The sequence below is a fragment of the Cupriavidus sp. 09_S30 genome (assembly GCF_056930435.1).
On sequence record NZ_JBXOWI010000002.1, the window covers coordinates 2,512,405 to 2,524,814 of the forward strand.

Sequence of the window (12,410 nt, forward strand, 5' to 3'; positions counted from 1 at the left end):
CACGTCGGCACAGAATCGAAGCCATCCGTCCTATCCAGCACGTCCCAACCGGCATGACGCTACTCCGCCTTCGCCCCCGACTCCTTGATCACCTTGGCCCACTTGGCGATCTCGCTGTGCTGGAACGCGGCCAGCTTGTCCGGGGAGCCGAGGATGGGATCGAGCCCCAGCGTCTTCAGCTTGGCCTGCACGTCGGGCAGGTTGAAGATGCGGTTAGCCTCGGCGTTCAGCCTGGCCTGCAGCTCCTTGGGCAGGTGGGCCGGCGCGAAGATGGCGAACCAGGAATCGGCATCGAAGCCTGGCAGGCCCTGCTCGGCGAGTGTGGGAATGTCGGCCGCCGAGGGCGAGCGCTTGAGGCTGGTGACGCCCAGCGCGCGCAGCTTGCCTTCGCGGATCAGCGGCAACGCCGACGGCAGGTTGTCGAACATCATGCTGATATGGCCGCCGAGCAGGTCGGGAATCGCCATGGCCCGCCCCTTGTAGGGCACATGGGTCAGCTTGACGCCGGCCATCGTATTGAACATCTCGCCGGCCACGTGCGGCGAGGTGCCCACGCCGGGCGTACCGAAGGTCAGCGCTCCGGGCCTGGCCTTGGCCAGGGCGATCAGCTCGGCCACGGTCTTCGCGGGGACCGAGGGGTTCACCACCAGCACGTTGGGGGTGGAGGCCACCAGCATGATCGGCGTGAAATCCTTGACCATGTCGTACTGCATCTTGCTGTACAGCGAGCCGTTGATCGAATGCGTGCCGACCGTGCCGAGCGCCAGCGTATAGCCGTCGGCCGGCGCATGCGCCACGGCCTCGGCGCCGATGTTGCCGCCGGCGCCCGGCTTGTTGTCGACCACCACCGGCTGGCCGAGCGAGAACTTCTCGGCGAACACGCGTGCGAGGATGTCCGGCGCGCCGCCGCTGGGAAAACCTACCACCATGCGCAGCGGCTTGCTGGGGTAGTTGTCGGCGCGTGCCGGTCCCGCGGACGCGGCGGCAAGCGCGGCGGCGGCGACCATCGCCGCGCCGAAGGATTGGATGCCCATCGAGTGTCTCCTTGCAGGCCCGCTTCTGTCGGGGGCCTTGCGAACTGCGTCTGGGATGGGCCACGGCGCCGCCTGCATGGGCCGCGCCGTGGCCGGCGCTGGGAGGACCGCGTCCCCGCTCAGACAGGGATGTTGCCGAACTCCTGCATCACTTTATCGTGCAGGCGGCGCATGCCCTTGATCCAGCGGTCGTAGTCCTGGCCCTTGCGGCGGTAGTACTCGAGCACCTCGGGATGCGGCAGGATCAGGAAGCGTTCGTCGGCCATGCCTTCCAGCGTGACCGCGGCGACGTGCTCGGGCGTCACCGAGCCTTGCTGCAGGAAGCCCTTGCGCTCGCCCTCCTCGCCGAACAGCATCTTGGTCTGCACCCCCTGCGGGCAGATGCAGCTCACCTTGATGCCGCGGTCGCCGTAGGTGATGGAGAGCCACTCGGCGAAGCCGATGGCGGCGTGCTTGGTCACGGCATAGGGCGCCGAGCCGATCTGCGACAGCAGGCCGGCCGCCGAGACGGTGTTGACGAAATAGCCGTCGCCGCGCGCGAGCATCTGCGGCAGCACCGCGCGCGCCGCGTGGATGTGGGCCATCACGTTGATTTCCCAGATGCGCTGCCACTCCTCGGCGCTGGCGTCGAGCGCCTTGCGCAGGATGATGCCGGCATTCGAGCAGAACACGTCGACCTGGCCGAAGCGGCGGGTGGCTTCGTCGGCCAGCGCCTGCACGGCGGCGGCATCGGACACGTCGGTGCGCTGGGCGAAGATCTCGCAGCCGGGCGCCGCTGCGGCGGCCTCGGCGGCGACCTGCTCGGCGCCGGCACCGTCGATGTCGGCCACGGCCACGCCGCGTGCGCCGGCGCTGGCGCAGGCCATCACCAGCGCACGCCCGATGCCGGTGGCACCACCGGTCACGATCACCGTCTTGTTGCGGATATCCATCTTACGTCTCCTCTTGGTGTGGTAGGGAAATCATTGATTCAGGGCAGGCGTTCCTGGTCATCGCCCGCCTGCCACAGACGAGCCTGGATCGCTTCGGCCAGCGCGCGCACGCGCGGCCCCAGGTTGGCTTCCAGGATCTCGGGCGCCAGGCGTTCGGCCGCGCCGCCGATGTTGAGCGCCAGCACTTCGGCGCCGTCTTGCAGCAGGATCGGCGCCGCCGCACCGGCGACGCTGCGTTCCCACTCGGCATGCGCCAGGCAGAAGCCGCGCCGGGCGAAATCGCGCAGCGCACGCTCGATACGGCTGCGCACGCCGGACCAGCGCGGCCCGTAGTAACGCTCCAGCTCGGCCAGCACCGCCTGGCGGCGCGCCGGCGGCAGCCCCGCCAGGTAGGCGCGGCCGATCGCCGAGGTGGCGATCGGCAGGCGCGAGCCCGGCGTCAGCCGCTTGACCAGCGCACCGCGCGGCTGGCAGGCCTCCAGGTAGATCATCTCGTGCCGGTCCGGCATGGCCAGCGCCACCGTGCAGTCGGTGGCGAACGCCAGCGACTGCATCATGGGCCGGGCGACCTCGCGCAGGCGCGAGCCCGCCACGTAACGGTGGCCGAGCACCAGCGCGCCCTGCCCGAGGCGGTACTTCTCCTGCCCGGCGGCATAGACGAGATAGCCCAGGCGCGCCAGCGTGTAGCTCAGGCGCGAGACGGTGGGGCGCGGGATGCCTGTGCGCCGCGACAGCTCGGCATTGCCCAGGTAGCCGTCGTCCGGCCCGAAGGCGCGCAGCAGTTCCAGCCCGCGTGCCAAGGCCGTGACGAAGTTTCGATCCTCGTCGCCGCCGGCTGGCGACCGCGGCAGGTCTGCCGCTTCGGCCGCATCGAGCGTGTCCGCAGCCTTGCTCTCTTCTGTCGGCAAAGGGATCGAAATGGTGCGCTTCATGATGAGAATGGCTTGGAATTCGGTGGCCGGCAGCAAAGAGCGCCGACCTGGATATCTCCATGATTTCTACACGGTTTCCACGCTATTTCGCTGTGCGAAACGCATCCCCGTATTCCTTGACTGTGCCTCAGGGCGTATGCAACAGTCAATTAAAACGAACGATCGTGCGGGAAATGACATTTCCCGACACGGCACCTCTGCCGCCAACCGCGCGCTGCGCGGCGGCAACATCCAGGAGACACAACATGCTTCACACCTTTCCCAAAGCAGATCCGCCACACGACTAACGACCAGCGGCCGCGCACGCCGCGGCAGGCCCGCGCCTGCCGCCCTCCACGCTTTCCCGCTTTGTCGCGCGCCGGGCTCTGCCCGCGCGTGTCCTCCTTTTGCGATTCGAGAGAGGCAAGTCTGTGGCACTGTTTCTTCAGCAATTCCTCAATGGCCTGACGCTTGGCGGCGTCTACAGCCTGGTGGCGCTGGGCCTGACCCTGGTCTACGGCATCCTGCACGTCCCCAACTTCGCGCATGGCGCCTTCTACATGGCCGGCGCCTATGTGTCCTACTACGCCATGACCGCGCTGGGCTGGAACTACTGGCTGGCGATGGTCGGCGCGGCGCTGGCCGTGGCGCTGCTGTCGATGCTGGCCGAGCGGCTGGTGTTCCATCCGCTGCGCAACGCGCCCGAGCTGCACGACATGATCGCCGCCATCGGCATCATGCTGTTCCTCGAAGCCGGCGCGCAGGCCCTGTGGGGCGCTGACTTCCAGCGCATGCCCACGCCCTACGGCCAGATCGTCGACCTGTTCGGCCTGACCGCCCCGGCGCAGCGCCTGCTGATCATCGCCGCCGCCTTCACCTTGATGGTGCTGCTGCACCTGTTCCTGACGCGCACCATCACCGGCGCGACCATCATGGCGATGGCGCAGAACCGCGAGGGCGCGGCACTGGTGGGCATCGACGCCACGCGCGTGACGCTGCTGGTGTTCGCCATCTCAGGCGCGCTGGCGGCCATCGCCGCCACGCTGTACGCGCCGATCAACCTGGTCTACCCGAGCATGGGCAACCTGGTGATCACCAAGGCCTTCGTCATCATCATCCTGGGCGGCATGGGCAGCATCCCCGGCGCCATCGCCGGCGGACTGATCATCGGCATGGCCGAGAGCTTCGGCGGCTTCTACGTGTCGACCGACTACAAGGACATCATCGCCTTCGTGCTGCTGGTCGCCATCCTGTCGGTGCGCCCGCAAGGCCTGTTCGCCGGCAAGACCGCATAAGGAGTCACTGGAAATGAACGCATTGCAAGGCAAGACGGGCTGGGCGCTGCTGCTGGCGCTGGCAGTGGCCTTTCCCCTGGTCGCCGCCAACAGCTACTTCCACACCGTGATGACGCTGGCCTACATCTACGCCATCGCCACGCTCGGGCTGAACCTGATCACCGGCTACACCGGCCAGCTCAACCTGGCGCACGGCGGCTTCATGGCCATCGGCGCCTATACGCTGGGCATCCTGACGGTCGACCACCAGGTGCCGTTCTGGACCGCGTTCGCGCTGTCCGGCGTGGTCTGCATGGCGATCGGCTACGTGGTCGGCGTGGTCTCGCTGCGGCTGCGCGGCCACTATTTCTCGATCTTCACGCTGTGCATCGGCTACATCATCTACCTGCTGATCGAGAAATGGGAAAGCCTGACGCACGGCACGGTAGGCCTGATCGGCATCCCGGTGCCGGCGGCGATCGGGCCGCTCACCTTCGACAGCGTGCTGGCGCAGTACTACCTGGTGCTGTTCTTCCTGGTGGTCGGCACCTGGCTGATGCACCGCATCGTCAGCTCGCTGCTGGGCCGCAGCTTCATGGCCGTGCGCAACAGCGAGGCGCTGGCCGAGGCGCTCGGCGTCAACCTGATGCGCACCAAGGTGCTGTCCTTCGTGCTGTCGGTCGGCTACGCCGGCTTCGCCGGCGCGCTGTACGCGGGCCAGGTGCGTTTCCTGGGTCCGGACATCGCCCGCACCGACCTCACCTTCGACATGGTGATGGCCATGCTGGTGGGCGGTACCGGCACGCTGCTGGGGCCGCTGCTGGGCTCGGTGCTGGTGCCCTGGGTCACGCAGACGCTGCAGTTCCTGCAGGACTACCGCATGCTGGTGTTCGGCCCGGTGCTGATCCTGCTGATCATCTTCGTCCCCGACGGCATCGTCGGCTCCTGGCTCAAGCGCCAGGCCCGCCGCGAGGCGGCGGCGCGGCGTTCCGCGCGCCCTCAGGGGCAGGCGCAGGCCGCGCGTGCAACCGTCAATCCTTCCGCCGGAGCAGACCGTGCTTGAGATCCGCAACCTGACGAAGAAGTTCGGCGGCCTGACCGCCGTGCACGATGTCTCGGTCAAGTTCGAGACCGGCCACATCAACGCCATCATCGGCCCCAACGGCGCCGGCAAGACCACCTTCTTCAACCTGATCGCCGGCACGCATGCGCCGAGCTCGGGCCAGATCCTGTTCAAGGGCACCGACGTGGCCGGCCTGCGCGCCGACCAGATCGCCCGTCTGGGCGTGGCGCGCACCTTCCAGGCCACCCACCTGTTCGACCGCGCCACCGTGCTCGACAACCTGATCGTCGGGCACCGGCTGCGCACGCGCGCCGGGCTGGCCGACGTGATCTTCAACACGCGGCGGCTGCGCGAGGAAGAGCACCTGTGCCGCGCCAAGGCCGAGGAGGCGCTGGACTTCGTCGGCCTCTCCCACTTGGCGCATGAGGTGGCGGCCGACATCACACAGGAGCAGCGCAAGCGCGTCGCCTTCGCGCTGGCGCTGGCCACCGGGCCCGACCTGCTGCTGCTCGACGAGCCCGCCGGCGGCGTCAACCCCGAGGAGACGGTCGGCCTGGCCGAGCTGATCCGCAAGATGGTGCGGCATGGCAAGACCGTCTGCCTGATCGAACACAAGATGGACATGATCATGCGCATGGCCGACAAGATCATGGTGCTGAACTACGGCGAGAAGATCGCCGAAGGCACGCCCGAGCAGATCCAGCGCGATCCGCTCGTCATCGAAGCCTACCTGGGAGCCGACCATGTTGCAGCTTGAGCGCGTCTCGCTTTCCTACGGCAGCTTCCGCGCGCTGGACAATATCAGCCTGCACGCCGGCGCCGGCGAACTGGTGGTGCTGCTGGGCGCCAACGGTGCCGGCAAGAGCTCGATCTTCCTGGCCATGAGCGGCATCCATCGCGCCAGCGGCGGCAGCATGCGCTTCGACGGGCGCGAGCTGGGCGGCATGAAGCCGTCGCAGATCGTGCAAGCGGGACTGGTGCACTGCCCCGAGGGACGCAAGCTCTTCCCCACCATGAGCGTGGAGAAGAACCTCGTGCTGGGCGCCTACGTCCACCGGCACGACCGCGCCGGCATCCAGCGCACGCTGGCAGAGGTCTACGAGATGTTCCCGATCCTGCGCGAGAAGAAGGACCAGGCCGCCGGGTCGCTGTCCGGCGGGCAGCAGCAGATGGTGGCGCTGGGCCGCGCGCTGATGGGCCGCCCGCGCGCACTGCTGCTCGACGAACCCTCGCTCGGGCTGGCGCCGCTGGTGGTCAAGCAGATGTTCGAGGTGATCCAGCGCATCAACCGCGCCGGCACCACCGTGCTGCTGGCCGAGCAGAACGCCTACGCGGCGCTGGGCATCGCCCACCGCGCCTATGCGATCGAGGGCGGGCGCATCGTGATGGAGGGCGACCGCGACACGCTGCTCAAGGACGAGGGCATCCGCAAGGCGTATATCGGTGGATAAGGGGTGCGCCAGCGCCATACGAACGAACCGACAGGTGTTCTCTCTCTCCCCTCATGGGGAGAGGGCCGGGGAGAGGGGTGGGATAGCAAGCGGCCACGCCAAGCGAAGCCGACGGTGTGATCCCACTCGCCACGGTCTGCCAGCGCCGGCCCTCTCCCCCGGCCCCTCTCCCGCAGGCGGGAGAGGGGAGCAATACAGCGGCACGCAATGCACCGCCGCAAGGCAATGAACAAGCAAGCAACACCCAAGCAATACGCAACGACAACAGGAGACAGCCTCATGCAGCAAAAGATGATCCGCCGCTTCTTCCCGCTGGCCGCCACGGCGATGGCCGCCCTGCTCGCCTCGGGCGCCGCACTGGCGCAGGAGGTGGTCAAGCTCGGCTATACCGGCCCGCTGTCCGGCGGTGCCGCGCTCTATGGCAAGAACGTCCTGTCCGGCATCCAGATGGCGGTGGACGAGATCAACGCCAAGGGCCTGGAAGTCAGCGGCAAGAAGGTCAAGCTCGAGGTGGTGTCGCTCGACGACAAGTACTCGCCTGCCGACGCCGCCATCAACGCGCGCCGGCTGGTGCAGCAGTACAAGACGCCAGCCGTGTTCGTGCCGCATTCCGGCGGCATCTTCGCGCTGCAGGCCTTCAACGAGCAGGAGAAGTTCCTGGTGATGGCCTATTCGAGCGTGCCGCGCATCACCGACGCCGGCAACAAGCTCACCATCCGCATCCCGCCGGCCTATACCGGCTACATCGAGCCCTTCATCAAGGCGGAGATGAAGCGCTTCGGCAAGAACGTGGCGCTGGCGCCGGCCGACCACGACTATGCCAAGGCCTGGGTGCAGGCCTTCGTGCCGGCGTGGGAAGCCGCGGGCGGCAAGGTGGTGGCCAACAACCCGATGTCCTATACCAAGGCGACGGACTTCTACAGCGGCGTGTCGCGCGTGCTGGCCGACAAACCCGACGTGATGTTCGTCGGCGGCCCGTCCGAGCCGACCGCGCTGGTGGTCAAGCAGGCGCGCGAGCTGGGCTTCAAGGGCGGCTTCATCGTGATGGACCAGGCCAAGCTCGACGAGATGGCCAAGGTCACCAACGGCCTGGCCATGCTGGAAGGCTCGATCGGCGTGCTGCCGCTGGTCAACGATGCGCGCCCGGCTGCGCAGGCGTTCAATGGCCGCTACAAGAAGCTGCATGACGGCAAGGACGCCACCACCGAGATGTCGCTGAACTACACCATGGTGTACGCGCTGGCCGGCGCCATGAAGCTGGCGGGTACCACCAGCGACGCCAACGCCATCCGCGCCAAGCTGCCGGATGCGGTGAAAACCATGGCCAAGGATGCCAACCCCAACGAGGTGGAAGGCATCGACGCCAAGGGCGGCACGGTCGCCGACACCATCGTCGGCGTGGTGCAGGGCGGCAAGATCGCCCAGGTCAGGCTGTCCGAGCTGGGCAAGTAAGTCCCTTCCGCACGAGGCAGCCGAACGGCGCGCGGCGGGATCATCCTGCCGCGCGCCGTTTCGCTTCAAGAACGCCCCAGTCCGCCCGCACTGGGGCTAGTCCACTGAATCACTGAAATCGGTCGGTGCCTGCCACGCCATGCGGGCTCATCGCGTCGTTGCAAATGCTCGCAATAGCCGTGCTATTGCTGCGCTTTGCGCCTAGCGCTGATTCCCGCATGGCATGTCCTTCACCTCCCATTTCAATGATTCAGCGGACTAGGGATGCTGTGGCTGCGGCAGCTGCTGTGACTGCTGCGGTTGCTGAACCTCGCGCTGGCGCCGCTGCGCTTCCTGCTGCTGGCGCTGCTGCTGTTGCTGGAACTGCTGCTGGCGCTGCTGCTCGGCCTGCTGGTGTTGCTGCTCCTGCGCCTGGCGCTGCATATCCGCCTGCCTGCGCTGGGCTTCCTGCATCTGCCGCTGCTGATCGGCCTGTTGGCGCTGCATCTCCTGCGCCTGGCGCTGCTGGTCCATCTGCTGGCGCTGCCGCTCCTGCATCTGCCGCTGCTGATCGGCATGCTGGCGCTGCATCTCCTGCGCCTGGCGCTGCTGGTCCATCTGCTGGCGCTGCCGCTCCTGCGCCTGGCGCTGCTGATCGGCCTGCTGGCGCTGCATCTCCTGCGCCTGGCGCTGCTGGTCCATCTGCTGGCGTTGCCGCTCCTGCGCCTGGCGCTGCTGATCGGCCTGCTGCCGCTGCGTCTCCTGCGCTTGGCGCTGCTGGTCCATCTGCTGGCGTTGCCGCTCCTGCGCCTGGCGCTGCTGATCGGCCTGCTGCCGCTGCGTCTCCTGCGCCTGGTGCTGCTGGTCCATCTGCTGGCGTTGCCGTTCCTGCATCTGCCGTTGCTGGTCGGCCTGCTGCCGCTGCGTCTCCTGCGCCTGGTGCTGCTGGTCCATCTGCTGGTGCTGCCGCTCCTGCATCTGCCGTTGCTGGTCGGCCTGCTGGCGCTGCGTTTCCTGCGCCTGGCGCTGTTGCTCGAATTGCTGGCGCTGCATCTGCTGGCCCTGCATCTGGCCCGGCGCGGGCGGCTGGACGGGAATGGGCCGAGGCGGCTCCGTCGGCCTGCGCTGCATTTCCTGCGCTTGCCGCGCCGGCGGGACGGCCGGGGGCTGCCGGCCCGGCAGCGGCGCGCCCACGGGTGGCTGCCCGCGCGATACGCCCATGCGCTGGGGCTCACTGGCATGGCTGACGCGCACGCCGGGCGCAGCGCCGCCTGCGGGCACGGGTGCCGTCGGCGCGGCGCGCAGGGCCGGCCCCGCTCCCCGCACGGCGACGCCCTCGCGGGCGAAGCGGTTCGCCAGCGCATCCGGCTGCGGATGCGCTGGCGAGCGCACCGCTACCACCGGACGCTCGAAGGCCCGTGCCGGCGCGGGAGCGTGGCGCGGCGCGGCCGCGCCGGTCAGGCTCGCCTGCACGGGCGCCAGCAGAGGCGCGCCACGCCCTTCGCCGGGCGGCAGGTGACGCCAGTCGCCGCGATGCGCGCCGCGCGGCACGGCGTGGCCCTGCACGAAAGCACTGGCGGCCATGGCACTGATCGCGCCCGGCACCACACGGTTGGCCATGACGCCTGGCCGCTGCGGTCCGCCGAAGGGGCGGCCACCAGACTCGAATACATTGACGCGCGCCAGATAGGCCGGACTGGCATGGTAGACGGGACGATAGGGATCGGCCGGCCCCAGCGGATACCAGGCGACGCCGGGCCCACCGACCGCCCCGGCGCCGACGAAGGCAACCAGCGCGGGGGCATAGCAGGGATACGCGACCACCGGGCCCGGCACCCAGCCCCAGCGGTGCCCGATGAAGGCCCAGCGGCCGTAGTGGAACGGTGCGAAGCCCCACGGTTCGCTGTCGACCCACGTCCAGCCCCAGGGCTCGATCCAGACCCAGCTGCCGCTACCATACGGCACCCAGCTCGCGGCCACCACGGTGGGATACCAGACGGCACCATAACCCGGGTCCTGCTCCCAGCCGCCATAGGCATCGAGCTCCTGGTAGCCGGTCATTTCCGGCGACACATAGTGTGCGGAGCGGGAGGCATCTTCGTGGGCATCACGCGCCAGCGTCCAGCGATCGAACGCGTCCTCCGCCGCCAGCGGCACGGGCCCGGCCTCGGCCAGGTCGGTACCGCCCAGGCGCAGGCGCTCGCCTGCCGGCAGTTCGAGCGAACGCGTATCGCCATAGAGGTCCGCCCGCCCGCGGCGCACCGTGACCATGGTGGTGCTGCCGTCGGCCGCCACGTCCAGCCGGTAGTCGCCCGGCTCGGCCGGCACCAGGGCAAGGTTGGGCGTGTCGATCTCGATCGATTGCCCAGCCGGCAGCGCCCGGACGCGCAGTTGCAGCGTGCCTTCGGTCAGCCGGATCTGTGTGATGGTGTCATCCAGGTTGAGCACGCCGATGGCGGTGCTGCCGGCCAGCCGGACGGCGGTCGAGCCGATGTGCAGCTCGGCACGTCCGCCGGGGTTCACCCAGAGGCTGTCTCCCCTGGTGATGGGGCGATTGCGACTTGCCTGCACCCAGGTATCCGAGCCGGCCGGCGCGAAGCTCAGGCCGCCCGACTGCTCGGTCAGGGTAGCGACGCGCGCCGGCGGGTCCACTTGCTGCGCCCGCGCCGATGCGACGGCTGCCAGCATCAGCGCCGCCCCCAGCAGCGCCACGCGCAGTGCCGCCGCGAAGCCGCGATCGATACGGAATAAGGAGTCCATGTGCCGTGCCCCCGGCGGGCAGCCGTGCCCGTCGCCCTGTAGTCAGCCTATACAGAAGAACGTTTCGGCACCGTTTGCGCGTACCCGACTTTGTAAGCAGATCTGTCGCCCGCGGGAGGCAGGACGACCCCGCCGGCGCGGGGCCAAGGCGGGCGGCGGCGTCAGCCGGCCTGGCTGCGCAGTAACTCGGTCAGGCGCTCGGCCGGCATGGGCCGGCCATAGAGGTAGCCCTGCGCCTCGTGGCAACCGTTGGCCAGCAGGAAATCGCGCTGTTCGGGCGTTTCCACCCCCTCGGCCACCACATCGATGTTCAGGCTGGCGCCGACATTGATCAGCGAACGGACGATGCCGCCGTCGACCGGATCCTGGGTGACGTTGCGGATGAAGCTCTGGTCGATCTTCATCCGGTCGACCGGGAAGGATTTCAGGAAGCTCAGCGACGCATAGCCGGTGCCGAAGTCATCGCAGGTCAACGTCACGCCGTCGCGCCGCAATGCCTGGAGCTGGTCGGAGATCTCGTCGCCTTGCTGCAGTGCAATGGTCTCCGTGATCTCCAGCTCCAGCCGCTCGGGCGCCAGCTGCAGCTCGCGCAGCACGTGGCGCACCTCGGTCAGCAGGCGGCTCTCGGCCAGCTGGGCGGCGAACAGGTTGATGGCCACGCGCGGCGCGTTGCCAAAGCCGAGCGCCCAGACGCGGGCCTGGGCGCAGGCCGTGTGGAGCAGCCACATGCCAACATCGACGGCGACGCTGCTGGCGGCCAGCGCATCGATGAAACTGGCCGGTTGCAGCAGGCCGAGTGTGGGATGCCGCCAGCGCATCAGCGCCTCGGCGCCGACCACGCGGCCGTCGCGCAGGTCCACCTGCGGCTGGTAGAGCAGTTCGAACTGGCGCTGCGCATAGGCTTCGCGCAGGGCCTGCACCAGCGACAGGCGCGTGGCCACGTCGGTGCGCATCTGGGGCTTGAAGAAGCGGATGGTACGGCCGCCGTCCCGCTTGGCCCGGGCAAGCGCCAGGCTCGCGGCGGCCAGCACCTCGGAGACCGACTGACCCGCGGCCGGCAGCACGCAGGCGCCCACGCTGGCCAGCACATGGTGGCGCTGGCCGCTGACCTCGTGGAAGTCGGACAGCATGGACAGGATCGCCGCGCTGACGTGGCGCACCAGCGTCGGATCGGAGATCGAGGGCAACAGCACGCCGAACTCGTCGCTGCCCACCCGGCCCAACTCTGCATCGCGCGGCGAGGCGTCGCGCAGGCGGCGCGCCACGCGCTGCAGGATGGCATCGCCTTCGGCGAAGCCGTGCATGTCATTGAAAGCGCGGAAGTCGTCGATGCCGACCAGCAGCAAGGCGAAACGAGGCACCGCATCCTTCTTCAGGCGCGCCTCCAGCCGCTTCAAGAATGCCTGGCGTGACGATACCCCGGTCAGCGGATCGAGATCCGCGTCCGGCGAGGCACCAGTTGCCTTGGCCTCCGACCTGGCCACCATTCCAGCCTTGTGAGTGATTGTCGACATCGTTCGGGCAAGCTATTTCGCAAGTGTGTGACGAAAACTT

Annotated in this window: 10 protein-coding genes; 5 read left to right on the top strand and 5 right to left on the bottom strand. The window is 68.6% G+C overall.

Going from position 1 to position 12,410, the window contains the following annotated elements; translation table 11 throughout:
• Positions 1 to 59: 59 nt before the first annotated feature.
• The 3 genes from AC1Z3O_RS31415 to AC1Z3O_RS31425 form a co-directional block, all read right to left on the bottom strand.
• Entirely contained in the window at positions 60 to 1,034 is a 975-nt protein-coding gene (locus AC1Z3O_RS31415) for a tripartite tricarboxylate transporter substrate binding protein (RefSeq protein ID WP_483520679.1), read from the bottom strand.
• A gap of 119 nt (positions 1,035 to 1,153) precedes the next feature.
• Positions 1,154 to 1,966, bottom strand: coding sequence for an SDR family oxidoreductase (locus AC1Z3O_RS31420; RefSeq protein WP_483520681.1), 813 nt, complete (start codon positions 1,964 to 1,966; stop codon positions 1,154 to 1,156).
• Positions 1,967 to 2,004: 38 nt separating this feature from the next.
• The gene (locus AC1Z3O_RS31425; protein ID WP_483520683.1) at positions 2,005 to 2,898 is read right to left on the bottom strand and encodes an IclR family transcriptional regulator; all 894 of its coding nucleotides are present in this window, start codon (positions 2,896 to 2,898) and stop codon (positions 2,005 to 2,007) included.
• Positions 2,899 to 3,308: 410 nt separating this feature from the next.
• On the opposite strand from AC1Z3O_RS31425, the gene AC1Z3O_RS31430 reads away from it, so the two are divergent.
• The 5 genes from AC1Z3O_RS31430 to AC1Z3O_RS31450 all read left to right on the top strand — a co-directional run bounded on the left by AC1Z3O_RS31430 (position 3,309) and on the right by AC1Z3O_RS31450 (position 8,117).
• Positions 3,309 to 4,172 carry a branched-chain amino acid ABC transporter permease gene (locus AC1Z3O_RS31430; RefSeq protein ID WP_483520685.1) on the top strand — a complete coding sequence of 288 codons (864 nt, stop codon included), beginning with the start codon at positions 3,309 to 3,311 and terminating at the stop codon, positions 4,170 to 4,172.
• 13 nt (positions 4,173 to 4,185) lie between these two features.
• Entirely contained in the window at positions 4,186 to 5,214 is a 1,029-nt protein-coding gene (locus AC1Z3O_RS31435) for a branched-chain amino acid ABC transporter permease (RefSeq protein ID WP_483520687.1), read from the top strand.
• Positions 5,207 to 5,971 carry an ABC transporter ATP-binding protein gene (locus tag AC1Z3O_RS31440; protein WP_483520689.1) on the top strand — a complete coding sequence of 255 codons (765 nt, stop codon included), beginning with the start codon at positions 5,207 to 5,209 and terminating at the stop codon, positions 5,969 to 5,971. The genes AC1Z3O_RS31435 and AC1Z3O_RS31440 overlap by 8 nt, the downstream gene beginning before the upstream one ends.
• The gene (locus AC1Z3O_RS31445; protein WP_483520691.1) at positions 5,958 to 6,665 is read left to right on the top strand and encodes an ABC transporter ATP-binding protein; all 708 of its coding nucleotides are present in this window, start codon (positions 5,958 to 5,960) and stop codon (positions 6,663 to 6,665) included. The genes AC1Z3O_RS31440 and AC1Z3O_RS31445 overlap by 14 nt, the downstream gene beginning before the upstream one ends.
• A 279-nt stretch (positions 6,666 to 6,944) precedes the next feature.
• Positions 6,945 to 8,117 carry an ABC transporter substrate-binding protein gene (locus AC1Z3O_RS31450; protein WP_483520693.1) on the top strand — a complete coding sequence of 391 codons (1,173 nt, stop codon included), beginning with the start codon at positions 6,945 to 6,947 and terminating at the stop codon, positions 8,115 to 8,117.
• A gap of 258 nt (positions 8,118 to 8,375) precedes the next feature.
• On the opposite strand, the gene AC1Z3O_RS31455 is transcribed toward AC1Z3O_RS31450, so the two are convergent.
• Together AC1Z3O_RS31455 and AC1Z3O_RS31460 are read right to left on the bottom strand one after the other, a co-directional pair.
• Positions 8,376 to 10,856 carry a DUF6600 domain-containing protein gene (locus AC1Z3O_RS31455; RefSeq protein WP_483520695.1) on the bottom strand — a complete coding sequence of 827 codons (2,481 nt, stop codon included), beginning with the start codon at positions 10,854 to 10,856 and terminating at the stop codon, positions 8,376 to 8,378.
• A gap of 161 nt (positions 10,857 to 11,017) precedes the next feature.
• Positions 11,018 to 12,343, bottom strand: a complete 1,326-nt coding sequence (locus tag AC1Z3O_RS31460) for a putative bifunctional diguanylate cyclase/phosphodiesterase (protein ID WP_483520697.1) — start codon at positions 12,341 to 12,343, stop codon at positions 11,018 to 11,020.
• Positions 12,344 to 12,410: the final 67 nt, after the last annotated feature.